Origin of the sequence: Virgibacillus sp. NKC19-16 (assembly GCF_021560035.1) — a bacterium.
GTDB lineage: Bacteria > Bacillota > Bacilli > Bacillales > Amphibacillaceae > Virgibacillus_L > Virgibacillus_L salidurans.
On sequence record NZ_CP074373.1, the window covers coordinates 3,693,193 to 3,715,995 of the forward strand.

Here is a 22,803-nt window from a genome sequence, read left to right on the forward strand (position 1 = left end):
CTTTCTCATGCTTGCGGGCACCTATAAGACTCATGGTGATCTAAACCCATCACTCTAATGTTTATCTTTTCCAAGCACCTCCTCAATAGCCACCGCTACGCCATGCTCCTTATTCGTCTTCGTCCGATAATCGCATATTTTCTTGATTTCTTCCTCCGCATTTTCCATCGCAACAGCATGCCCCGCCATTTTCAGCATGCTTACGTCATTTAAATTATCACCGAGTGCCATGACGTCCTTCATTTCAACTCCCATGCTACTTGCCAGAATCTCAAGCGCTATCCCTTTTTGCGCCTGAGGGTGGTTAAATTCAAGGTTAATATCGCCGGAAGATGTGATCGCAACCGCTTGCTTCTCGGTAAATTGCGTGCGAACCTTTTCCAATCGTTCTTTTTCCAGCGAAAAGCCCAGGATTTTAAAGATCTCAAGATTTTCCATCGCATACAAATCATCATAATTTTCGATGAATGACACCTGCTCCTCCTGCAAACGACTCTCAGCACCTTCACGTATTTCAGCTTCAGACACATCCGGATTGGCTGATTTCATGACATCAATCATGACCTCCACAAAGTATTCCCTGCTTGTGGAATAGATGCCTTGATTTGTGAAAAATTCGAGGTACATCTCTTCTTCCTGGCAAACATTTTGAATTTTGCGAGCTATTTCTATGTCCAGCGCCACACTTCTTACTATTTTTTTATCAGAAGTATACGTCCTCGCTCCATTCATGGAAATGATCGGGCATGTTATATCTACTTCCTGAAGCGGTTTGTTTGCAGCACCATAAGATCTGCCTGTTGCAACAACAAACTCGCACCCCTGAGCTATTGCCTTTTTAATTGCTTCTGCATTTTCTTTACTAACTTCACCTTGTTCGTTTAACAGGGTACCATCTAAATCACTTGCAATGAGTTTCATATCGTTCTCCTATCTAGCTAGCAGTTGAAACCGCGCTACAAATTACTTTTTTATATTTCCATATCTATTATAGTAGAACAAAACCTTTTTCTCCATCAAAAGCAGCCATGCACGTTTTTCAAATGAATTTACAATTAAATATGATATACTAGATAGAACCGCTTCATATTAAAAATCAAAGGCATCAGAGATAAAGCACACCAGCAAGCATAAAAATTTATCTTCATTGTCAGACTATCGGGGGAACAACATGAAACGGATTTTACAAATTGGCAGCGCTTTTATCGGAATTATTGTCGGTGCGGGGTTCGCATCCGGGCAGGAAATCCTACAGTACTTCACAAGCTTCGGGTACATGGGGACAATTGGGGCGATTATTGCTACTGCCCTGTTCGCATATCTGGGAATGACATTAACTAGGCTTGGAAGCAGATTGCGCGCGACGTCGCATAAAGAGGCTATTTATAAGGTAAGTGGCCGCTATCTTGGTGTTATTGTTGATTACATTATCATTTTTACCTTGTTTGGTGTAGGGGTCGTTATGATTGCAGGAGCTGGTTCTATTCCTAACCAGCAGTTCGGCCTACCGCCAGCGGTTGGTATTTCACTGATGAGTATTCTCGTGATTTTAACCGTGATGATGAATGTTGATCGTGTGGTTGCGGTTATTGGGAGCATCACACCATTCCTTATCATTTCCATCATCATTCTTTCCATTTATAGCCTGTTTACCATGGATTCATCCTACACGGAACTTAATCCAATTGCTCAGGAATCGCCATCCGCACTTTCGAACTGGTTCTTTTCGGCAATTAATTATGTTTCGTTTAATATTGCTGTGGGTGCTTCCATGTCTCTTCTCATGGGCGGATCTGAACGTGATGAAAAGACAGCGACTATCGGAGGGCTGATAGGAGGACTTGGTATTGGGGTCATTATTGTCTTAAGCCATCTTGCTATCTTTTCACAAGTTGATATAGTGGCGAGCTATGAAATGCCAATGCTAAAAATTGCTGATGATATATCACCTTTACTTGGAATGTTTTATTCCATCGTTCTGTTTGGGATGATTTTCAATACAGCGTTAAGTATGTTTTTCTCATTAGCCGCTAGATTTACGGAACAAGGAACAACGAAACATAAACTATTCGCTCTGATTTCAGGGCTCATAGCATTTAGCTTAAGCTTCTATGGTTTCACGGAACTTGTTTCCTTTTTCTATCCGCTTATTGGCACGCTAGGCCTTTTCCTAATTCTGGCTCTTCTCATTGCACCATTCAGAATGTCGGATGCGAAAAAACAAAAGGATAGATCATGAAAAGGAAAAGATAAGGCGATACCCATTCACAGGTATCGCCTTTATTTACAAAAACCTAATAAGAATTCGTCTCCATTCTTCCGATTCTCCCATTCATACGCACCACATCGTCCGCCAATTTCTTGAGTCTGGACAAAATCTGTTCATCCAGTATTTCTTTTTTTTCGTTAAAATACTTTTCCTCGATAAAGACATACTGTGGCAACGTCATGGCTTTCATATAGGAAAGGATGGGTTTAAGCTGATGTTCTACAACTAAATGATGCTTGGCAGATCCGGCGGTGGAAACAATGCCGACTGCTTTATTGCTTATCGCATCGATCGGCAGTAAATCAAATAGATTCTTCAGTGTCCCCGGAATAGATGCTTGAAAAATAGGCGTTCCAATAATAAAAGCATCTGCGGACAAAATTTTATTAATAATGAGCTTTGTGTCCCCCACGTAACCCGTAAAGGGACGCCCATCGCAAAATTCCAGCTGATAGTTTTTTAGATCAATTAATTCGACATCAGCGTCAGGCTCACTTTTTTTTATATGATTTAAAACCTTCTCTACGGTCACCCTAGTTTTTGAGCCGACAATAGACCCAGAAATTCCTACAATCTTCAACTTCATTCACCCCAGCTTTAATACATTCAGTCCTATATTATTTTAACTGATTTCTTTCTGTAATTCTTTCTTTATGCCTGAAACATTAGAAAACTTGGTTGCCAACAGGCTTTTGGGTGACAACCAAAGCCCGCACTTATTCAGTAAGAAAGTATTTTATATTTTCTTATCAGCAAAAATAACCCCAGCTCGAACTGAGGCAATTTCATATAGGCAGGTGCAGATTACCACCGCTTTACATGCTCCTTATAAGCTTTAACAAATGCTTCCGGAGAGGACTTTACCGTGTAGGGGAAAACGCCAGTACTTGTGTGTATATAGAGGATTCCACCTTCACCGCCGATGAACCGGTAGGACATATCAAATACTTCATTCGCAGGAAACTCATGGTGCTGTGTAACAACTTTTTCATCATACAAATAGATGGTACGATTTAGTTCAATATCTCGTTGCTCAAGACTGCTAACTTCACGTTCAATCTTAATATATGGCTGTTCGGCTATTAAATACACGCACGTACCTCCAACTAACTTTTGATAGTGTTATATTACTAATCATGCGTTTACAAGTCAATGTATTATCCTTCTGCCAGCCGGAGATAATTTTTCCGCCATTGCAGCCATTGATGATCTCTCGTTTTCCTTGGGAGGAATTGGCGAATGTCCTCTTCGTGATAGCCGACTTGAATCCTTTTTTCATCCATAATAATGGGACTTTTTAATAGCCCTGGGTTTTCATTAATTAGTGATAGTAATTCTTGTAGAGGAAGTGTGTCAATCTCCACATCCAGTTCTTTATACGCATTGGATCGTGTTGAGATAATTTCATCTGTCCCATCCAGTGTCATGCGGAGGACATTATGCAGTTCTTTAACGGTAAGCGGTTCTTTCAATATATTTCTTTCCACATAGGAGACCCCATGTTTTCGTAACCATTCCTTCGCTTTTCTTGTTGATGAACATGGTGCCCCGTAAACCATAACACTCATTTATCATACCCCATTCTTTTTATAGTATTGTGCAATTTTTCACTTACTTATGCAGACCCTTTTTCAACAGATGCATTTCAGTCGCATAATTTCTCATTGCCTCTTCATCTGATAATTCCTTGGCAAATTTTTCAATGAAATTACGAAAAGTTACGGATGTGAGAATTTGCATGACATAAAATAATTCTTCATCCCCCGAAATATTCAACCGCTCTTTATTGATTAATCGGCTTATTTCCTTATGCTGGTCGTCACATTCATCGTCATCACTGAAAATTCGCGTGAATGCATCTTCTATTTTATGGGTCATATTTAAAAACGCATTTCTTAAAAAGTTGAGATTTTCTTCTTTTTTCGACTCCTGTAGGGTTATACGAAATATTTCACCCATTGCATCAAATATATCACCATCGTATTTATTTAGGAGATGAACAAAAATTGCTCGCCTTTTCTTTGCTTGATCATTTAATAGATAAAAAAAGGCATCGTCCTTGTCTTTGAAGTATTGGTAAAAGCTCCCCCGTGGTATCTCAGCTGATTTTACTATATTGGAGATCGAAGCCTCAAATAAGGGTACCCTTGAAAATTCCTTCTCAGCTGCATGTATCAGTGTTTGTCTCTTATTCTCAGGTAGTTTATAAAACGTTTGTTTCGGCAAGATCAATCCTCCGATTTCATAAATGGTGACACAATGTCATCTGTTTCTATTTTTATTATAAATGACACGATGTTACATGTCAACGGATTTAATGACACGATGTCACTTCTGTAGAATGGTTTTTATAGCTTGATACTAGTATAATGAGTACTAGATTACGTGATGGCTCTTTTCATAAGTATTGATGCTTTTAAATCTCCGCAGTTAATATAAAATGTGACGCAGTGACAATTCTTTTGCAAATGCTGGTTGAGAGTAGGGACTAGCTCCGGAAACACATTTCGCGCACCTTAGGGGGCTGGTGAGCCTCCTCGTGCTGGCGCACTTCGGTGTCTCACCTAGGCCTTTCCTCCCGCAGGAGTCTTCATGTGTTTCCTCCGCTGATAGTCTGGTTACTACCGTTAAATTGCATTAGTAATCAATATTCAAAATATCGAACCACCTCACTAGTTCGGGTCAGCGAAGGGCGGTGACTCCTGCGGGAATAGCACGAGTCTGAAGACCCCGCAGCGGCGGTTTTCCGCGAGGAGGCTGAGGCCGTCGTGCCCTAAGGTCCGCATCCGCCCTTCGCTGACCCGAACGGCGATTACTGCAAGTACTTAGAAAACAGTAATTACTTCGTCTAACAACCTACAAGATAAAGGGGTAATAACAGTGCTTAAAAAATGGATTAAAGAATCGAATTATACCGTGATATATACAGGTGCAGGCATGTCAACCGAAAGTGGGTTGCCTGATTTTCGCTCGGCAGATAACGGGTTATGGAATAAAAAAGATCCCAGCAAAATCGCCAGCACAACTGCCCTGAACGACAATGTCTCTGAATTTATCGCCTTTTACCGGGAGCGTGTCCTTGGCGTGAGAGACTATAAGCCACATAAGGGGCACGAAATTTTGGCTGAATGGGAAAAACGGGGTCTGGTTAAGTCCATTATCACCCAAAATGTGGACGGCTTTCATCAGCGTGCAGGCAGCAAGCGGGTGGCAGAGCTTCATGGTACACTTCAGAAACTAAATTGTCAGTCATGCGCGAGTGTATACAGCAGCGAAGAGTATGTTGACCGAGAATATTATTGCAGCTGCGAGGGTGTGTTACGCCCGTCTATTGTATTATTTGGCGAGTCCCTGCCTCGTGACGCCTTCCAATTTGCCTTGAATGAAACGGAAAAATGCGATCTGTTTATCGTGCTGGGATCGTCATTAAGCGTAACGCCAGCAAACCAGTTCCCCCTCATCGCAAAGGAAAATGGTGCAAAATTAGTTATTGTAAATAGAGACAAAACCGACTTTGATTCTATCGCTGATGAGGTGATTAACGACCGGGAAATTGGGGATGTCTTAATGGAACTGGATCAGTAAGGGCTTATTCAGTCAAGGCTTCTTTTTCATAATGCTTATAGATGGAATGAAATTTTCCTGTATAATTTTTATTCCACGGTTTTTTCTTTCCGCGATAGTGAATAAAGCGCGTGTTATGAATAACATAATCAACATCCATCTTCCCACTGCTTACCGCTTTATAATACCTGTAATACCTGGGGTCATAATTATAGATGACCTCATCTAGGTTTTTAATATCTTGGGAGTATAAGGCATTAATGATGTCCTGGTCCGGATAAAGCAGCCGCTTCTTATTTTCCTCTACATAATCGAAAATTTCCTGCTCCTTCATTTTCTCCCTCTGCAGGTCCAGATTCATTAAAAGTACCCCGGAATTATAATAGGCTTCCATATCATAGGGTTTTAATCTTAATTTATTGATCTCTGTGACGGAAGCAATCTCGTGATAAGCTGCAGCATATAGAGACCCGGAAATATCCATATCATATAAGGTTCTTATCTCGTTAATCACAAGAATATCCGGGTCGAGGTATAGTATTTTGTCCAGTTCAGATGGCAGAAACTTAAATGCCAGTAGTCTATAGTACATTTCTTTTGTATAATGCTTCAAAACAGGAGCCCCTTTGAAATAATCATCCGTTACAGTGATTATTTCAAGGCTCTGCCCGTGATCCGCGATATATTGATTTATATCTGAAAGTTCCGCTTCTTTCATACTGGAATGCATCAAATATATCGTAAACGCTTCCCCCTCGTTGTTTACAAATAGAGAATACAACATTATCTTCAGGGGCTTCATGTAATTTGAATTTAGCGTAACAAGAATATTCATATCCTCACTTCTCCGTATCATTTTTCACAATCTTAACCTGCTTTAGTGTCCTTCCACCAACTTCTAGTATGGTAAAAGTTAAGTCATTCCTCGTTAGCATTTCTCCCTCCGCCGGAAAAGATCCAAATTCTTTTAACAAATAACCTGCAAGCACATCTTCCTCTTCCGGTATTTTGGTATGAAAAAGGGAATTCAACCGATACAGCGGAATTTTACCATCACAAATAATTTCCGTATCTGTGACTTTTTCTACAAGTGAATCGCTGTTCGAATCCATTTCATCCTCAATCTCCAACCCAATCATGGCTTCAATCACATCCTCATGTGTGAGCACACCTTCAGTTCCGCCATATTCATCCAAGACAATCGCCATATGCTTTTTATCCTGGGTCATTTTGCGAAAAACCCACTCAATCGAATGAAATTCATAGACAACCATCGGGTTCATGTCACTAAATGCCTGTAGTGATTCTTTAGGATTCATGGACCACGAAAGCAGGTATTTTGAATGAAAAACACCAACAAGCGTATCCATATCTCCTTTATAAATCGGGTACCTTGTATACGGATGCTGAATAGCCAGATTTCTTGCCTCTTCATAATCAGCTGTATGCGGAAGTGCTACCAAATTGACACGTGGTGTTTTCAAGACATCCTTCACATCTAAATTATGAAAATCAAGAACACCTTTAATACGATGCGATTCTTCTTTTTTAAAGATCCCCTCTGTTCTGGCGACATCAACCATCGACCGAATTTCCGCTTTGGACACCGAAGCATCCTCTTCCTGTCCCTTAGAAAGCTGTTTGATGATGAATCCTGTAATTCCGTTGAGCAAAAGGGTCAATGGCTTGAAAATAAACATGACACCTCGTATGACTGGGTACACGATAAATGCGATACGTTCCGGAAACGTTGCAGCCACTGACTTTGGGATCACTTCAGAAAAGATAATAATCGTTATGGTCAGAATAGCAGAAGCAAGCGCCACATTAAATCCATACTCAACCGCAACCATGGTAACAAGTGTTGGAAGTACAATGTTGGCAACATTGTTACCGATTAGAATAGCCGTAATGAATTCTTCTGGTTTAGACACCACTTTTAAAAGCCTTCCCGCTTTTTTATCCTGATTTTCAGCCCTTGTCTGAAGCTTCATCTTGTTTGTTGCCGTTAATGCGGTTTCACTGCCTGAAAAGAAAAATGAAACGAATAGTAGTATGATGATCGCTATGATCACGAGCGTGTTCCTCCCTGTGTATATCAACCTGAACTTATTTTAGTTTATACTTAATTCCATAATAAATGAGTTTATTGGATGAGAAAAGGAAAAAGTTGTTTTATGCTGGGACAGGTTCCTTTTCCCAGTGGGGGCTTGGGACCGGAATCTCAGTAAACCCGAAGCTCGAGCGTTGAATGCCGAAGCCCTAGTGCCGAGAGCCGATGTCCACCGTATGAAAGCCGAACCGGAGTGCGCGAATGCCGAACGCGAGACCGCGAAGCCGAACAGGCGCCGTCGGAATCCCGAACCAACCGTACCAATCTCACATTACAATGTTATGTCCTCTGCTGGTCCAAGGAGTGGTTAAACGGAGGTCGCCATGAAAACATAAAACTGGACCCGTTATTATTCCCCAGACTTCGCAAATCGCTTAATCCGCTCGCCAATCTCATCACGCACGCGCTGGAATACCTGCCATTTTTCCTCATCAGTTCCCTCTGCCTTTGCAGGATCCTCAAATCCCCAATGATCCCGCTTCACTTGAGGTGGGGTCGTCGGGCATCGATCAGCGGCATCCGCACATAGCGTGACAGCTAACGTCGCATTATTTAAAACTTCTGCATCAATCGTTTCTGATTTTTGATCGGAAATATCAATGCTCACTTCTCGCATCGCTTTCACTGCATTTGGATTCAAGCCATGCGCCTCAATGCCTGCACTTCTAACTTCCCAGTCCTCCCCCAGATACCTTTTCGCCCATCCTTCAGCCATTTGACTTCTGCAGGAATTACCAGTACATAGGAAGTAGATTGTTTTTTTAGCCATAATATATTCTCCTTTTTTACATAAATAATAAAGTCAGATACAACCCGAAAAGTGTGATGACCAAGATCGGCACTGTTAAAACAATACCTATTTTAAAATACGTTCCCCACCTTATCTTAACACCTTTTTGTGATAAAACATGGAGCCATACTAACGTAGCGAGAGACCCGATTGGGGTAATCTTCGGTCCCAGGTCAGATCCAACCACGTTCGCATAGACAAGCGCCTCACGAATGGCACCGGACGTATCCGTTTCAGCGATCGCCAGTGCATCAATCATAACGGTTGGCATGTTGTTCATAATGGATGATAGAAAGGCCGCAATGAACCCCATCGCCATCGTAGCGACGAACAAACCCTGCTCCGCTGCTGCTTGAATAACGGTAGCTAACGTATCTGTAAGCCCGGCATTTCCCAAGCCGTAGACAACGACATACATCCCAATAGAGAAAAATACAATATTCCACGGCGCTCCTTTAATTACCGCTTTCGTGTCAACAGCCTGACTCTTCCTCGCCATCATGATAAAGAATATCGCTACAACTCCGGCAACAATTGAGACAGGTAGATGGATGAATTCACTGACAAAGTACCCAACAAGCAATACACCAAGCACATACCAGGAAAGGCGGAACATTTGCCGGTCCCTAATCGCGTCTTCCGGTTCATGTAATTTCCCTAAATCATACGTTTTCGGGATACTTTTGCGAAAATAAATAAATAATACGAGAATCGTTGCTGTCAATGAGAAGAGATTCGGAATAATCATGCGCGATGCGTATTCCACAAATCCAATATCAAAAAAGTCTGCTGATACAATATTAACAAGGTTACTCACCACAAACGGCAGGGACGTGGTATCTGCAATAAACCCACTTGCCATGATGAATGGAAAGACCATTTTCTCACTGAAATTTAAATTGCGGACCATCGCGAGCACAATCGGTGTAAGGATCAACGCCGCCCCGTCATTTGCAAAAAAGGCAGCAACAACCGCGCCTAAGATACTTATGTAGACAAACATTTTTACACCATTGCCATTTGCAATTCTTGCCATATGAAGTGCGGCCCACTCAAATAATCCAATTTCATCTAAAATTAGTGAAATCAGGATAATCGCAACAAAAGCAAGCGTCGCATTCCACACAATCCCGGTTACTTCCATGACATCATTAAAATTCACAACACCTACGAGTAAGGCGACAACAGCACCGCCAATTGCGGACCAGCCAATTGATAATCCCCTCGGCTGCCAAATAACGAGGATTAATGTTACTAAGAAAATAAAAACTGCTAATGCTACTGATAAAGACAAAACCATTTACCCCCAATTTAACAACATGAAATTCCTTGTATTTTATGTGCCTGACTCGGCAGTTGCTGAAGAAGCTCTTGAACAAACGGATAAAACTTATTATTGTTATTGATGGAGTAAAAAATCCATTGTCCTCTCCTGTCTTCTTTTACCAATCCAATATCTTTTAATTTACGGAGATGTTGACTAATGGACGGTTGACTCATATTAAAAATCTCCACAAATTCACAAACACAGCATTCCTGAGTTGTAAGTATTTTCATCATTGTTAAGCGCGTTTTATCTCCTAATAATTTCAGAATTATTGCTGCCTGATCTATTTCAATTTCCGTTTTTAGCATGATGAACACCTCCATTTTACGATTATAATCATATAAGAATGTACTTATATATTCAAGCAAAAAACTTTGGATTTTATGTAAATCTTTCTATAATGATTACACAAGTTTCGATCAAGGAGAGCGATCACATGGTCATTAAAAATTCGGGAACTTTAAGCAAAGACTATTTCACTTCCTATTTGAAATTAAGAATGAATGCCAATAATTTAAGCTTCGTTCAGGCCAAAAATGCTACGTTTGAACAATTTTTTCAATCAGATAAAGACCGTTACGGAAAATCCACGTACAAAAGCTTCCTACAGGCGTGTGAGGCATTGGAAGAAGAACAATAAAATGGATGCTGCTACCTCGTATAGTTGTGTATGCGCAAGCGAAAAATAAGAGATATCCTTTTGCAAAGGAGGATCATATCTTATGGACAAAGCACAAGCACAGGAAATACTCAACGCACATGCATTGATTAACGTCAATTACCACGGCATCCCGGTTTATATACAGGAACTCCATGCCAATAATGAAGCAGCAACGGTTTTTCCACTTGATGAAATGGATCATGAACAGGAAGTGGATTTGGATGGGCTACGAGAAGTGAAGCTAGGAAATGTAAATAAGGCACAAATAGGGCATAATTAGAGAACAAATAAGGCCCCATTAGAGAACGGACAAGGAATTATGTTTAAATTCTTGCCAAAAATTCAACCCAACCGATCCATCCGGTTGGGTCTCTCTTCTAATCCGAGTCCTTTTCCTGCTTCCTTTTCGTCATAAAAAATGTCACCGGCTGATCCGATCCGCTCATTAATTGGTCTACATAAGAAGATGTCAGATGATAACCATCCTCCATTTTTTCCGCCAAAAAAATGGTTCGTTCGAAAAGAATGGAGCGAAAATGATCGAGCTGCCTCACGACTTTCTCCATTAACGCTTCCTGATTTTCCAGTCGGCTTAACACTTCTTCATTGCTATTTTCCTGATTTGCAATTTCCTCTGCCATCTGTTTTTGCAGGGCGGTCTGTTCATCCATTTTCGTGAAAAGTTGCTCGTTTGCCAGCCCATATGTTTCCAGCTGATTTTCAACCGCTTGCTGCGACTGCCGCAACTGATCTATCCGCCTCGTAAATTCCTGCTCGGATACATTTTCATTTTCTAATTTTTGTAATCGCTCCAACAATTGACTCTCCAGCTTCTCCTGCTGGAAATTCATTTCCTTCAGTTCATGCAACCGGCTGCCGACTTCCTGCCATCTGTCCGCCTGCACGATTCCCTGCTGCTGGTGCAGATCTTTCAGTCCATGGAACGAGCGATGTAATGACACATTTACTTTTTGCTGCTCCTCAATCATTTCAGCCATATGGTTTCGTATGAAAATACCCTGATTTGGTTCATGAATCGCGGTATTATTTTTAAAAATATCCGTATGATTATCCTGATTGATATACAATCCCATTTTACATAACACTCCTTACCTGCATTACTGCTACTATTCTATGCATTTTCTGGGTATATGGGACAATTGCACAGATCCGTTTCTAATAAAAAGACTTGCATGATTCTTCATGTATGTATATAATGTGCATATAGTATATATACATTATATGAGGGTTAAGAGCGAGAGGAGAAGTGTGCAAATGGCAGCCACAGAAAAAACACCTAATCCAGCAAAACGCTGGAGTATAACTATTGGCATATTTATAATTGTCCAATTGATCTTCATCGCCATTGATGGCACTTTTCTGGAGCCAAACATTAACGATAGTGACAATTTTGTTGCCAGCCTGGGGAGATCGATTTTAGGCTCAAAGCTTTTTACAGAATGGATTAGCCCTTACTCTTATCCGCTTTTTAATTTGTGGATGACACTGCATGTTATTGCTATATTGGGTCAAGCCGTACAGGACATTTTTTCAAAATATAAACAAAGAGTACAGTTGTGAGGTTATTATGGACATCATTTTATCGAATTCTTCACAGGAGCCGATTTACCTGCAGATTAAAAATCAAATAAAACAAAGCATTTTACGCAATGAAATGAATGAGGGCGATGCGCTACCGTCCATGCGGCGTCTTGCCCAGGATCTGCGCATCAGCGTGATTACGACAAAACGAGCGTATGAGGAGCTGGAGAGGGAAGGATTTATCACATCCTTTGTTGGCAAGGGGTCGTTTGTAGCAGGACAGAGCAATGATCTGATGCAAGAAAAGCGTCTCAAGATAGTGGAAGAGGGGCTGGCTGAGATTGTTGCAGAAAGCAGGAATTTGAATATCTCCTTAAACCAACTGCAAGAATTACTGGCAATGCTTTATGAGGAGGGAAAGTAGTGGAAGACATAGTAACACTCAAAAAAGTGAATAAAGCATATAAAGACTTTGCAATAAAAGATGTTTCTTTTTCCGTAAAAAAAGGATTTATTACTGGCTTTATCGGTCCAAATGGAGCTGGAAAGACGACAACAATTAAGCTGATGCTCGACCTCCTTCAAGCGGACTCGGGCACAGTAACCGTGTTTGGTAAAGGATACGAGACACATATGAATGAAATCAAGCAGCGGATTGGTTTTGTTTACGCTGATCATCAATTGTATGAGCATTTGACGATTGAAAAGATGAAGCGGATCATCGCATCTTTTTATACGAATTGGGATGATCAGGTGTTTGCCACATACATGGAACGCCTCGGTATTCCTTGGAAGCGCAAGATTGGCCATCTATCGAAAGGGATGCAAACGAAGCTGTCCATTGCGATTGCCTTGTCTCACCATGCGGATTTAATTATTTTGGATGAACCGACGTCAGGATTGGATCCGATGAGCCGCAGGGAAATTCTAGCTATATTAGCGGAAATCATTCAAGACGAGGAGAAATCGGTCTTTTTCTCCACACATATCACGACAGACCTGGAGCAAATCGCCGACTATATCACATTTATTAACAATGGAGAGATTGTATTCAGTGAGAATAAGGAAACCATCATGGAGCAGCATTACATGGTTCGTGGGGCGAAGGAACTGTTAGATGCAGATATTCGCAAGTTGTTTCTTCAAGTACGTGCGACGCCCTTCGGATTTGAGGCCCTTACGAATCAAGAGGAGGACGTCAGGCGCTTGATGGGCGAGTATGTCGTGATAGAGCGAGCTTCATTAGAGGACATCATGGTGTACACCGCGGGAAAAGTCTAAGACGAAATGACAAAAGGGAAGGAGAATGAATATGCCGGCCATTTTAGAGGTTGAAAATTTACAAAAAACATATGCTGATAAGAAGTTTGGATTGAGGGATGTCTCTTTTTCGATTCCGTATGGCTCCATTGTTGGATTTATCGGGGAAAATGGGGCAGGAAAATCGACGACAATGGGGTCAATTATAGGAACACTGCATAAAGACAATGGGAAAATTAAGGTCTTTGGCAAAGAGATGGATGCAGGAGATGTGCACATTAAAGAAGATATTGGCGTTGTCTTTGATTCCATGAATCTACCGGGTGACCTAACCGTAGAAAAATTAGGAAACGTGTTCCGACAAATTTATAAGCGTTGGATAAAGAGGCGTTTTTCCATTACATTCAGCTTTTTGGCTTGCCAAGGAAAAAGAAGATTAGCGGGTTCTCTCGAGGCATGTCGATGAAACTTTCGATTGCCGTCGCCCTTTCCCACGAGGCGAAATTATTAATCCTGGATGAAGCGACAGCCGGTTTAGATCCAGGAGGACGAGATGATGTATTGGCTGTTCTCAGTGAATTTGCAGCCGACCAGGAACGCGGCATTTTACTTTCCTCTCATATTACAAGCGACATTGAGCGAATAGCAGATGCTCTTATCTTTATTAAGGGTGGAGAGATTTTGCTGTGTGTTGAAAAGGAAAAACTCCTACGCAACTATGCGATCGTACAATGTGCGCACGACCTATATGGAGTGATCAAGCAAGACATCATTGTGGCTTACCGAAAAAACAGTGACTCCTTGGACGTGCTTGTATCAGACAAAAGGGAAGTTCCAACTCCCATGAAAACAAAAGAATTTTCCATCGATGATATTACATTGCTATTAATGCGAGGTGTGAAAGTATGAAAGGTTTGTTGTTAAATCAGTATTATTCTATTGAAAAGTCAATTTGGAATTATGTCCCCCTTGGTCTTATTATTGCCACTATCTTGATTTTCTTTGATAATCATATGGTTCAGCGTTTGGCGGCCTTTATGCCAATCTTATTTATGGCATCCGCTGCGCTCGAAGTGTTAAAGCAAGAGGCGAAGTCGGGGTGGAATAAATATGTGTTGACATTACCAGTTAAACGAAATCGTGTCGTTCAAAGTCACTACTTGTTTTTCACTATACTTACACTCACGGGGTTACTAATCGCGTTTGCCGCGTTTGTACTTGCTCAAGGCATCTTCGGGCAGACCCCTGGTGCAAGCTACATTAATGCGGCGATGCACATCTTGGGTATTACGCTTACGATGGGCTTTGTCGTATATCCATTGACGTACTTACTAGGTACGGAAAAAGCGGAAGTAGTACTTGCGGCTGGTGGGGTATCAGGACTAGGCGTCTTTTTCTTGAGTACTTTTGTCTACCAACTTTTCATCATGCCTCTTGATGTGTTGCAAGGGGTTAATCATGACTTGTTCTTTGCGTTAAGTTTTTTGATTATCAATTTTATTTTATTCGTAGTGTCATATGTTGTTTCCATTCAAATTTATAAGCGGAAAGAGGTTTGAAGGAGAACTAACTCACTGCAAGCAATCCTTTTGACTCTCAGACCCCCATACTGTATCTTAGAAAATATTAATCCAAGTATTTTTCTACGAATAAAATGCTATTGAATTAATAATCTATTGTGAAGAACGCTACAGTAGAGGAGGGTCAAGCGTGAAGCGAATCTGGAGAGGTTATATTAATGCCTCACTTATTTTAAAAATTACGATTGCTTTAATTTTAGGTGTTATTGTTGGATTAATCTTTGGGGAAGATGCGGCCGTTTTAGCGCCATTTGGTGATCTTTTACTTCGCCTGCTTACATTTCTGATTATCCCGCTTATTTTATTCACGTTAATCGTTGGGGTAAACCAAACGAATATCAGTAACCTGGGACGCATGGGCGGAAAGGTATTTCTCTATTACCTACTAACTTCAGCTTTAGCAATTGCTGTTGGATTAGCTGTTTCTAGCATCTTTTCACCGGGAACTGGGATGACACTAGATACAAATCAGGAATTCGATGTGCCGGATAACCCTGGTGTCATAAGTGTTCTATTGAATATTGTTCCTGAAAATATTGTGACTGCCTTCAGTGAACTAAATCTGCTCGGGATCATCTTCACCGCACTTGCTTTCGGGATCGCAATAGCTGCTTTAAGGTCTTCGAAAACCAATAGCGAGCTCGGGGAACATGTCTATAAAGTCGTTGATGGACTAAACGAAGCGACGTTAAGCATTATGAAGGTTATCCTGCAATATGTTCCAATCGGTATTTTTGCCATCATGGCAGAAACAGTCGGTAACCAAGGTGCAGATACCTTATTATCACTTGGAAGTATGGTTGTTGTACTTTATATCGCATTGCTTGTACAGGTCGGCTTTTATATTATTTTCATGTTATTTTCGAAAGTACCATTGAAAACATTCTTTACCCATGCACGCACGCCAATGATCACCGCTTTCGTTACACAAAGCAGTTCAGGGACATTGCCCCTGACATTGAATGCGGCACGAAACATGGGACTATCCAAAAGCCTTTATGGGTTCAGCCTACCGCTGGGTGCAACGGTAAACATGGATGGCGCCGCGATGCGTATTGCCGTATCAGCTGTATTTGCCGCCAATATCATTGGGGATCCACTGACCTTTACGGAGATGCTGCAAGTCGTATTGGTCGGAACATTGGCCTCTGTTGGAACTGCCGGCGTCCCGGGCGCAGGGATTGTTATGATTGCCACCGTATTCGTGCAGCTAGGCCTGCCAATGGAAGCAGTGGCCCTACTCACTGCAGTCGATGCACTGATTGGAATGGGGTGCACAGCACTTAATATTACCGGTGACTTAGTCGGTACATCCATTATTGATAAATCAGAGAGGAAGAAGGAGAAGCGTAGTGTGAATAAGGGTAATGCTAGGTGATAAAAATAAGAACCCACTCTGTTCGACCATCTGTGCGAAAGAGGGGTTCTTATGTTATGAATCCTAATGTTGCTGCTTCCTCTGATGGACTTTTTTTCTTATATTCCTGAGTTAAGATCATTTCAGCTATTTCTTCTGGAGAAAAAGTACTACCATATGGCTGTTCAAGAAATAAACTTATTTTCCCATCATATTTTGAAAGTAAATATTCAGCGTTATCAACAGCTTGCGGTTCAATATGATAGTAAACATAAAATTCTTTTAAACTATTTAGGATGAGTTCTTCCATTTCTAAAAATCCTTTATCTGTATGATTGTTCTTCATTTCAGATCACCTTCGTTATTTCCATAAACCATCATTTTTCTTGTATCAATAACCAAGTTTGAATTACTGATAAAATCGAACCCCAGAATCCCATCAATATCCATTCCATAATCCATATTCCCAATTTCAACTTGAACGTTTTCTAAATAAGATTTTTCAAAGTAAATCTTATCCAAATGCTTTGTATAAACATACTCTACTCCGCCTACTCCTCTTATTGTTTTAACAATATCGTCGCTTTCCGGAAATACTCCAATTGATCTAACTATATCAGAATATCAAATATTGATCCTGCTGAACCAGTATCTAAAAGAACGTTTTCCAGAAACAGTTCTTTTCCACTAAACTCTATTTTTATTTGCACAAAAGGAAGCCCATACCTCGCGTTTATTTTCATCTAGGCCCCCTAATCCCCGCATATTTTTCCTCTGCAACAAGCTCCGCGCGTGAGGTATGGAAAAAGCAGTACTCTTTATACGGAGCTTCTTTGTGTAACGCTTCATATCGATGCATCGCGCTAATAGAATCCTGGAATCGGTCTACAACAATAACCTCATCAATATATCTTTTGCCTTGTTTGGAGTGTGCCTTCGTTGCTTCAAGCACAACCCACTCATTAGGGAACCTCTCTTGCACTTCATCCCAGCGCATATTATACTCTCCTTTTATTTATAACCTACCTTGATCTTACCATAGAAGTTGAAATATTTGAATTAATCTAGTCCTCAGGCTTTCTCTCCCTCAACCCACTATACTGCACACAAATTCTATTTTCAGGATTTTTATCAACGGCATATAATACAAAAAGGAAAAACCATTCCAGCGGTTTCATAAAAAGATATACGATATCCGCGGCACCTTTTGTTTTGATGTGCTTACTAATTGGGTAACCATATGTATCATAAAAATTTCGAATGACCCTATGACAGTTTGGCGTATATTCTTCTAGGATATTTTCAAATGCATTTGCGATTAGTAACTGGCGATTCACAACAATTCTATCGCCGTGCCTGACACCAGCTCGAACTGGCTTTACCAACTTTTTATGTCCTCTTGCAGAAACCGTACATAGATAATGGCCATCCCCTTCGACCATCTCTGGTTTAGGAGCAGGTATTTTCGAATAGTTAAAACTGCTCGTCTCCAGAAAAACCCGTATAAAGCTATCAGGACGTTGCCCAAAGAGAACCAAAATAAATTGAATAATAAGAAGCACCGGAAGTGAAATGATAACCCACAAAACGGGCATTTTTTTATACAAAAAAAATATACGATAGAGAAACGCCATAAACTTACTTCCATGAGTAATGTCTCTTCCCTGCTGCGCCGAAAAGTAATCCAATGCATCTTTCAGTCTGGCGATATACAAGAAACTTAACGCGGCAAAACCTGTTTGCAGAGAGATGATGGAAAATCCAGTCAAGAAGAAGCCGTCCGTATAATGCGTAACCCCAGTATGTGTAATATAAACGACTGTAAACAGAATTGTTAAAACAAGCAGGGTGCTACACACAACATACAAAATAGGTGAAAGTTTCTCGATTTGTGTACTTAGCATCCAATAGGCAATAATACCAAGGATTAAAAATACAAGTACTGTAGAAATATGCACACCATTAAGCGATGCATATCCATTCAGAAAAGTACCTGTATCTTCATAAAACCGCAAGGGCTCCCCATCCTCCAGGCCGTAACCGTTGGCCCATAAACCTATAAAAATAAGAAAATAAATGATAAAGAAGTGCAATATCTCCGTCTTCTTTACGAATAGATTCTCCCTTGAATTCGTAGTGAAGCTTTTGATCATTTTTAGAAATGGATAAATAAGAATGTAAACGAATAAGATGATGATAAAAAGAATCATGCTCATTTTCTTCCTCCAACAATTAACCTAAAAAAGCACCAGATCCCTGGCGCTTATCACATTATGCCATCCACTTTGGAGGCATATTTTTATCCCAGTAAATTTCCCCAATTTCATGATGCTTCGCGAATTTATCATCATTTAAATGATAGTGAAAATTAAACCAATACCCCTCTAATGGTCGATTATCCCGGCGTACATGAAATTTAGCAACATCTTTTTGCGTGCTATAATCATAAATGTTAAAGATTCTTTCCCCATCACCTGCAGCAGGCTGTTCGGTAATACCGTAATAGGCAAGCGCGTCCTCTCCAGCTTCTCCCAGGATTGTTTCAAGAACTTCTTCCATTTTAGGTAAAATCATTGAATAAAATTCATCTTCGACCTGGTTTGTAATTCTCGGACCTAATTTCGTAAGCGTTTGCTCTTTTGCCTGTTCTGTCATGGTACGGATAAAATAATCTTCATCCAGAGGCTCAGGAGACATGAGCTCCTCATCTATTTCTTCAACCGCTTCGGTTTTGAGCGCCCCATTTGTCAAACCCTCATCGGCATTTGTAAATTCTTTATTTTCCTCAGCATCTGTTGTTAACAGGGCTGGCGGGGTATACATCCCCAGTGTCATAATCGTAATAAGCACAACCGCTATTTTCCGCATCCACAGTTTCATAAAAAATGATCCCTTCTTGTATGTACTACTATACTTCTATTTTAACATGTTGAAGGGTAAAGTCTATAATTTTTTTAATTTTTTACAAAACGGTAATGTTTTTATATAGAAATGCCTAACTTGGCTAACTATTATTTCTTAAAAACCAGAAAAATTATTCACTAGGTGCGGGTTCTTCTTTTCTCAAAAGACATACAAAAGCAGAAGATATAATTAAATATCTCCTGCTTTTGTATCACACAGATCGCCGATGCATCTTTTCCCCATCATACAAATAAACAACCTGCTTATCCTCTACGACAGTTTCCATATGCACTGGACGTCCCCACAGTTGGTATAGATAGGGGAGAACATTTTCCAAATAATGCAGATCCAGTTCTGTTCCCTCATAGCTATGCACCAAATACAGCTCACCGTTGCGCGAGTAGTCGCCATTTTCGACAGTTATATATGGAAAACCGCCATTCACACGCATCGAGACAAGCTGGTTCCTTACATTTTCATAATCCTTATCTGAAACGACATAGTCCCTGCCCTGTTTTTCAAAAAGGTACATATCTTCCTGCTTCACGAGGTCTTTGGTTAAGTAATTTCGAATAAATGAAATGTCTGATTCAATTTCCCTTGCTTCGAACATTTTTTCCCTGCCTGAACCTGGTTCAACACCGCGTAATCGCATTTCTTCCGTGGGATTATTGTAACGCTCCTCAATGTCTTCATACATTTTTAATCCCAGATAATATGGATTGATCTGTTGCTTGGACGGCTGCACAACAGAGGCGTTTAGTTTTGCAAATTCAATGGTTTCGTCAGATGTTAAATTCATTTCTCTTAAAATCCGTTGATGCCAGTATGATGCCCAGCCCTCATTCATGATTTTCGTCTCCAGCTGTGGCCAGAAATACTGCATTTCCTCCCGCATCATTGTCAAAATATCACGCTGCCAGTCCTCCAGTTCGCGACTATGCTCTTCGATAAATAGTAAAAGATCTTTTTCCGGATTGGGAGGGAACTTTTTACTTTTTTTCTTTTTTGGCTTTTTATCTGCTGGGTTTTGATCAAGATTCCATAAATCGTCATAGGGTGTCTTGACGTTAGTTGGCTCTTCGCCTTCTTCGTCTTCCTCCAGTTCGTAACTTGCGAGTCCTGGCCTTACAATCGATGGATCAATATGCTCCTGAATAGCCAGCACAGCATCTAAAAATCTTTCCACTTCTTCTTTTCCGTGAATCTGCTCATAATTCGCTATTCGTTCTGCGGTCGCCGTCATGCTCTCCACCATGTCACGCCTTGTATTGGAAAAGCGGATATTATTTTTGAAAAAATCACAGTGTGCGAGTACATGGGCAACAATCAGTTTGTTCTGGGTAAGACTATTCGTATCAAGCAAAAACGCATAACAAGGATTTGAGTTGATGACAAGCTCATATATTTGACTCAAGCCCAGATCATAATGCAGCTTCATTTTATGGAACTGTTTCCCAAAACTCCAATGGGTAAATCGAGTTGGCATGCCATATGCGCCGAATGTATACACAATATCTGCAGGACAAATTTCATAACGCATCGGATAAAAATCAAGCCCAAACCCGGATGCAATTTCCGTAATCTCATCAATCGCATAATCAAGCGCCTCTATCTCCGACAATAAAATCCCTCCAAACATCCTTTTTATAGCTTATGAAGCAAAGAAGTAATCCTGAACCGAACATAAACCGAACAGTGCCTGTCACCACCCGAGTTTTGTCGGATTTTGTCAGTGTTATATATTACCATTTTGTTTGGCTTGAATGTGTTGTATGGGTGCGTCTGAAAGTGGGAAGTTTAAATGGTACAAAGGAGGGATTATGATGGATCCACAATTTTTATCGATTGAAGAATTTAATCACTACTTAAGCCGGTGGAACGGAAGAGATATTAAAATTACCAAACATGAAATGGGTGACCTGGACGAAACACACATGGAATTACAAGCCATTTCCTATGATACAGACACCAGAAGAATCGATGATTATCAGCCAATGCATGTGCTCGAATTGAATGGAAATGGGGAAATAGAAACGACAACGAATACCTTCCAGCCGCTTCCATCCCCAACATACGAAATTCCGCTTGAAGACACTTCCCTATATGAATTCGACGGCGCGCAATTTTTAATTAGCACAGATCGAGCGGTATATAAAATTGAAAGCATAACCCCGGAACAATAATCCCGTCACTGCTCACTCCTCGAAATGCAGTGACAGACACGCCCCGGTTTTTGTCGAATTTAGGTGGTTGCCTTTTCTTTCCGAAAGAAGCTTTTCATGGCATGATAAACATCTTGGTTTTGTTTTAATATATAATGGCGAAACTTGGGGTTTTCGATTGTTTTGTATGCACCCATTAGGGTGGATGGCCGGTTATAGCCATTCACCTCACCATAACCAAACATGCTGGAGACATCCATAATTTGATCAACAAGTTCCAAACAAAGCTTGTTATCGGATGCTATATTCTCACCATCTGAAAAATGAAAAGGATAAATATTATAACGACGCGGATTGTACTTTGTCTCAATTAACTCTACTGCTTTGCGGTAGGCGGAGGAGCACCTTGTTCCACCGCTTTCTCCTTTTGAAAAAAAGGCTTCTTCGGATACGACTTTTGCTTCCGTATGATGTGCAATAAAATCTATTTCCACCGATTCGTATTTCGAACGCAAAAATTTCGTCATCCAGAAAAAGAAACTCCGTGCAATATATTTTTCAAAATTGCCCATGGATGCGCTCGTATCCATCATCGCAAGCACGACCGCTTTTGATTCCGGTTTTACAACATCATTCCATGTTTTAAAACGAAGATCGTCATTATGAATGGGAGCAATTTTCGCTTCCCCCTCTGTAGCATTTCGTTTTAGGGCCCCTAGTATTGTGCGTTTTTTATCAATGTTACCCATTAATCCTTTTTTACGGACATCATTAAATTCAATTTTTTCTGTGGTAATTTCCGCTTGTTCTTTTTGCTGCAAGTTCGGCAATTCCAATTCTTTAAATAACATTTCCTCTAACTCAGCTAAAGATACTTCTTGTTCATAATAATCAGCGCCAGGTTGATCTCCAGCTTTTCCATCCCCGGATCCGCTCTGTCCTTCATTCGGACCCCTTGCAACAACATCGCCTACTTCGCTATCTCCATCCCCCTGGCCGACATGTTTTGATTTATTATAGTTATACCGTATCTTGTACTCATCTAATGAGCGGATTGGAATTTTAATAACATCACGGCCATTTGACATGATAATATTTTCTTCACTAACTAAATCGGGTAAGTTATTTTTAATCGCTTCTTTCACTTTATCACTATGTCGCTGCTGATCTTGATGACCTTTACGATGGAGGGACCAGTCTTCCTTGGAGACAACGAAATTTCTACTTTCTTCCTGCATTGAATCCCCACCTTTGTTGTTTTCTTTATCCTA

Annotated in this window: 29 protein-coding genes and 1 pseudogene; 11 read left to right on the forward strand and 19 right to left on the reverse strand. The window is 40.6% G+C overall.

Features of this window, described 5'->3' with window-relative positions; all coding sequences use genetic code 11:
* Window positions 1-54: 54 nt before the first annotated feature.
* Window positions 55-921: a Cof-type HAD-IIB family hydrolase gene (locus KFZ58_RS18415; protein WP_235792741.1), complete on the reverse strand. Its 867-nt coding sequence runs from the start codon at window positions 919-921 to the stop codon at window positions 55-57.
* Between the two features lie 250 nt (window positions 922-1,171).
* Between KFZ58_RS18415 and KFZ58_RS18420 the strand changes: the two genes are divergently transcribed.
* Entirely contained in the window at window positions 1,172-2,239 is a 1,068-nt protein-coding gene (locus KFZ58_RS18420; RefSeq protein WP_235792742.1) for a YkvI family membrane protein, read from the forward strand.
* Between the two features lie 55 nt (window positions 2,240-2,294).
* On the opposite strand, the gene KFZ58_RS18425 is transcribed toward KFZ58_RS18420, so the two are convergent.
* The 4 genes from KFZ58_RS18425 to KFZ58_RS18440 form a co-directional block, all read right to left on the reverse strand.
* On the reverse strand, window positions 2,295-2,849 hold the full coding sequence (locus KFZ58_RS18425) for an NADPH-dependent FMN reductase (RefSeq protein ID WP_235792743.1): 555 nt from the start codon (window positions 2,847-2,849) through the stop codon (window positions 2,295-2,297).
* A 224-nt stretch (window positions 2,850-3,073) separates the two neighbouring features.
* Window positions 3,074-3,361 (reverse strand): hypothetical protein, encoded by a 288-nt coding sequence (locus tag KFZ58_RS18430; protein WP_235792744.1) that lies wholly within the window; start codon window positions 3,359-3,361, stop codon window positions 3,074-3,076.
* Between the two features lie 65 nt (window positions 3,362-3,426).
* Window positions 3,427-3,837, reverse strand: coding sequence for a transcriptional regulator Spx (spx, locus tag KFZ58_RS18435; RefSeq protein ID WP_235792745.1), 411 nt, complete (start codon window positions 3,835-3,837; stop codon window positions 3,427-3,429).
* 43 nt (window positions 3,838-3,880) lie between these two features.
* Window positions 3,881-4,495: a TetR/AcrR family transcriptional regulator gene (locus tag KFZ58_RS18440; RefSeq protein WP_235792746.1), complete on the reverse strand. Its 615-nt coding sequence runs from the start codon at window positions 4,493-4,495 to the stop codon at window positions 3,881-3,883.
* A gap of 654 nt (window positions 4,496-5,149) precedes the next feature.
* Here KFZ58_RS18440 and KFZ58_RS18445 point away from each other — a divergent pair.
* Window positions 5,150-5,854: an NAD-dependent protein deacylase gene (locus KFZ58_RS18445; protein ID WP_235792747.1), complete on the forward strand. Its 705-nt coding sequence runs from the start codon at window positions 5,150-5,152 to the stop codon at window positions 5,852-5,854.
* 4 nt (window positions 5,855-5,858) lie between these two features.
* Here KFZ58_RS18445 and KFZ58_RS18450 read toward each other — a convergent pair whose 3' ends face one another.
* From KFZ58_RS18450 to KFZ58_RS18470, 5 genes are all read right to left on the reverse strand, one after another.
* Window positions 5,859-6,668, reverse strand: a complete 810-nt coding sequence (locus tag KFZ58_RS18450) for a glycosyltransferase family 8 protein (protein WP_235792748.1) — start codon at window positions 6,666-6,668, stop codon at window positions 5,859-5,861.
* A 4-nt stretch (window positions 6,669-6,672) separates the two neighbouring features.
* Window positions 6,673-7,908, reverse strand: coding sequence for a hemolysin family protein (locus KFZ58_RS18455; protein WP_235792749.1), 1,236 nt, complete (start codon window positions 7,906-7,908; stop codon window positions 6,673-6,675).
* Between the two features lie 387 nt (window positions 7,909-8,295).
* Window positions 8,296-8,715 (reverse strand): arsenate reductase (thioredoxin), encoded by a 420-nt coding sequence (gene arsC, locus KFZ58_RS18460; RefSeq protein WP_235792750.1) that lies wholly within the window; start codon window positions 8,713-8,715, stop codon window positions 8,296-8,298.
* A 16-nt stretch (window positions 8,716-8,731) separates the two neighbouring features.
* A complete protein-coding gene (locus KFZ58_RS18465; RefSeq protein ID WP_370642343.1) occupies window positions 8,732-10,030 on the reverse strand; it encodes an arsenic transporter in 1,299 nt (432 codons plus the stop codon).
* A 17-nt stretch (window positions 10,031-10,047) separates the two neighbouring features.
* Window positions 10,048-10,371 (reverse strand): ArsR/SmtB family transcription factor, encoded by a 324-nt coding sequence (locus KFZ58_RS18470; RefSeq protein ID WP_235792752.1) that lies wholly within the window; start codon window positions 10,369-10,371, stop codon window positions 10,048-10,050.
* A gap of 92 nt (window positions 10,372-10,463) precedes the next feature.
* Here KFZ58_RS18470 and KFZ58_RS18475 point away from each other — a divergent pair, with 92 nt between their 5' ends.
* A complete protein-coding gene (locus KFZ58_RS18475) occupies window positions 10,464-10,703 on the forward strand; it encodes a hypothetical protein (protein WP_235792753.1) in 240 nt (79 codons plus the stop codon).
* Between the two features lie 82 nt (window positions 10,704-10,785).
* Window positions 10,786-11,004: an H-type small acid-soluble spore protein gene (locus tag KFZ58_RS18480; protein ID WP_235792754.1), complete on the forward strand. Its 219-nt coding sequence runs from the start codon at window positions 10,786-10,788 to the stop codon at window positions 11,002-11,004.
* A 97-nt stretch (window positions 11,005-11,101) separates the two neighbouring features.
* Here KFZ58_RS18480 and KFZ58_RS18485 read toward each other — a convergent pair whose 3' ends face one another.
* Complete coding sequence (locus tag KFZ58_RS18485) at window positions 11,102-11,818, reverse strand: hypothetical protein (RefSeq protein WP_235792755.1); 717 nt, start codon at window positions 11,816-11,818, stop codon at window positions 11,102-11,104.
* A 181-nt stretch (window positions 11,819-11,999) separates the two neighbouring features.
* On the opposite strand from KFZ58_RS18485, the gene KFZ58_RS18490 reads away from it, so the two are divergent.
* From KFZ58_RS18490 to KFZ58_RS18515, 6 genes and pseudogenes are all read left to right on the forward strand, one after another.
* Window positions 12,000-12,305, forward strand: coding sequence for a YfzA family protein (locus tag KFZ58_RS18490; RefSeq protein WP_235792756.1), 306 nt, complete (start codon window positions 12,000-12,002; stop codon window positions 12,303-12,305).
* Window positions 12,306-12,312: 7 nt separating this feature from the next.
* Window positions 12,313-12,690, forward strand: coding sequence for a GntR family transcriptional regulator (locus KFZ58_RS18495; RefSeq protein ID WP_235792757.1), 378 nt, complete (start codon window positions 12,313-12,315; stop codon window positions 12,688-12,690).
* Window positions 12,690-13,547 carry an ABC transporter ATP-binding protein gene (locus KFZ58_RS18500; protein WP_235792758.1) on the forward strand — a complete coding sequence of 286 codons (858 nt, stop codon included), beginning with the start codon at window positions 12,690-12,692 and terminating at the stop codon, window positions 13,545-13,547. Before KFZ58_RS18495 ends, KFZ58_RS18500 begins: the two co-directional genes overlap by 1 nt.
* 31 nt (window positions 13,548-13,578) lie before the next feature.
* Window positions 13,579-14,435 (forward strand): annotated as a pseudogene (locus KFZ58_RS18505) (ABC transporter ATP-binding protein).
* Entirely contained in the window at window positions 14,432-15,085 is a 654-nt protein-coding gene (locus tag KFZ58_RS18510) for an ABC-2 transporter permease (RefSeq protein ID WP_235792759.1), read from the forward strand. Before KFZ58_RS18505 ends, KFZ58_RS18510 begins: the two are co-directional and overlap by 4 nt.
* A 151-nt stretch (window positions 15,086-15,236) precedes the next feature.
* Window positions 15,237-16,484, forward strand: a complete 1,248-nt coding sequence (locus KFZ58_RS18515) for a dicarboxylate/amino acid:cation symporter (RefSeq protein WP_235792760.1) — start codon at window positions 15,237-15,239, stop codon at window positions 16,482-16,484.
* Between the two features lie 49 nt (window positions 16,485-16,533).
* Here the strand turns inward: KFZ58_RS18515 and KFZ58_RS18520 are convergent, their stop codons facing one another.
* From KFZ58_RS18520 to KFZ58_RS18545, 7 genes are all read right to left on the reverse strand, one after another.
* Window positions 16,534-16,809 (reverse strand): hypothetical protein, encoded by a 276-nt coding sequence (locus KFZ58_RS18520; protein WP_235792761.1) that lies wholly within the window; start codon window positions 16,807-16,809, stop codon window positions 16,534-16,536.
* A complete protein-coding gene (locus KFZ58_RS18525) occupies window positions 16,806-16,985 on the reverse strand; it encodes a hypothetical protein (protein ID WP_235792762.1) in 180 nt (59 codons plus the stop codon). Before KFZ58_RS18525 ends, KFZ58_RS18520 begins: the two co-directional genes overlap by 4 nt.
* A gap of 89 nt (window positions 16,986-17,074) precedes the next feature.
* Window positions 17,075-17,206: a hypothetical protein gene (locus tag KFZ58_RS19250; RefSeq protein WP_255694982.1), complete on the reverse strand. Its 132-nt coding sequence runs from the start codon at window positions 17,204-17,206 to the stop codon at window positions 17,075-17,077.
* A complete protein-coding gene (locus KFZ58_RS18530) occupies window positions 17,203-17,460 on the reverse strand; it encodes a hypothetical protein (RefSeq protein ID WP_235792763.1) in 258 nt (85 codons plus the stop codon). The genes KFZ58_RS19250 and KFZ58_RS18530 overlap by 4 nt, the downstream gene beginning before the upstream one ends.
* 67 nt (window positions 17,461-17,527) lie before the next feature.
* On the reverse strand, window positions 17,528-18,679 hold the full coding sequence (locus KFZ58_RS18535) for a DUF6688 domain-containing protein (RefSeq protein ID WP_235792764.1): 1,152 nt from the start codon (window positions 18,677-18,679) through the stop codon (window positions 17,528-17,530).
* Between the two features lie 55 nt (window positions 18,680-18,734).
* Window positions 18,735-19,343, reverse strand: coding sequence for a YpjP family protein (locus KFZ58_RS18540; protein WP_235792765.1), 609 nt, complete (start codon window positions 19,341-19,343; stop codon window positions 18,735-18,737).
* 235 nt (window positions 19,344-19,578) lie between these two features.
* Window positions 19,579-20,991: a SpoVR family protein gene (locus KFZ58_RS18545; RefSeq protein ID WP_370642344.1), complete on the reverse strand. Its 1,413-nt coding sequence runs from the start codon at window positions 20,989-20,991 to the stop codon at window positions 19,579-19,581.
* Between the two features lie 202 nt (window positions 20,992-21,193).
* On the opposite strand from KFZ58_RS18545, the gene ymzB reads away from it, so the two are divergent.
* A complete protein-coding gene (ymzB, locus tag KFZ58_RS18550; RefSeq protein WP_235792767.1) occupies window positions 21,194-21,553 on the forward strand; it encodes a protein YmzB in 360 nt (119 codons plus the stop codon).
* Between the two features lie 59 nt (window positions 21,554-21,612).
* Here ymzB and yhbH read toward each other — a convergent pair whose 3' ends face one another.
* Entirely contained in the window at window positions 21,613-22,770 is a 1,158-nt protein-coding gene (gene yhbH, locus KFZ58_RS18555) for a sporulation protein YhbH (protein WP_235792768.1), read from the reverse strand.
* Between the last annotated feature and the right edge of the window lie 33 nt (window positions 22,771-22,803).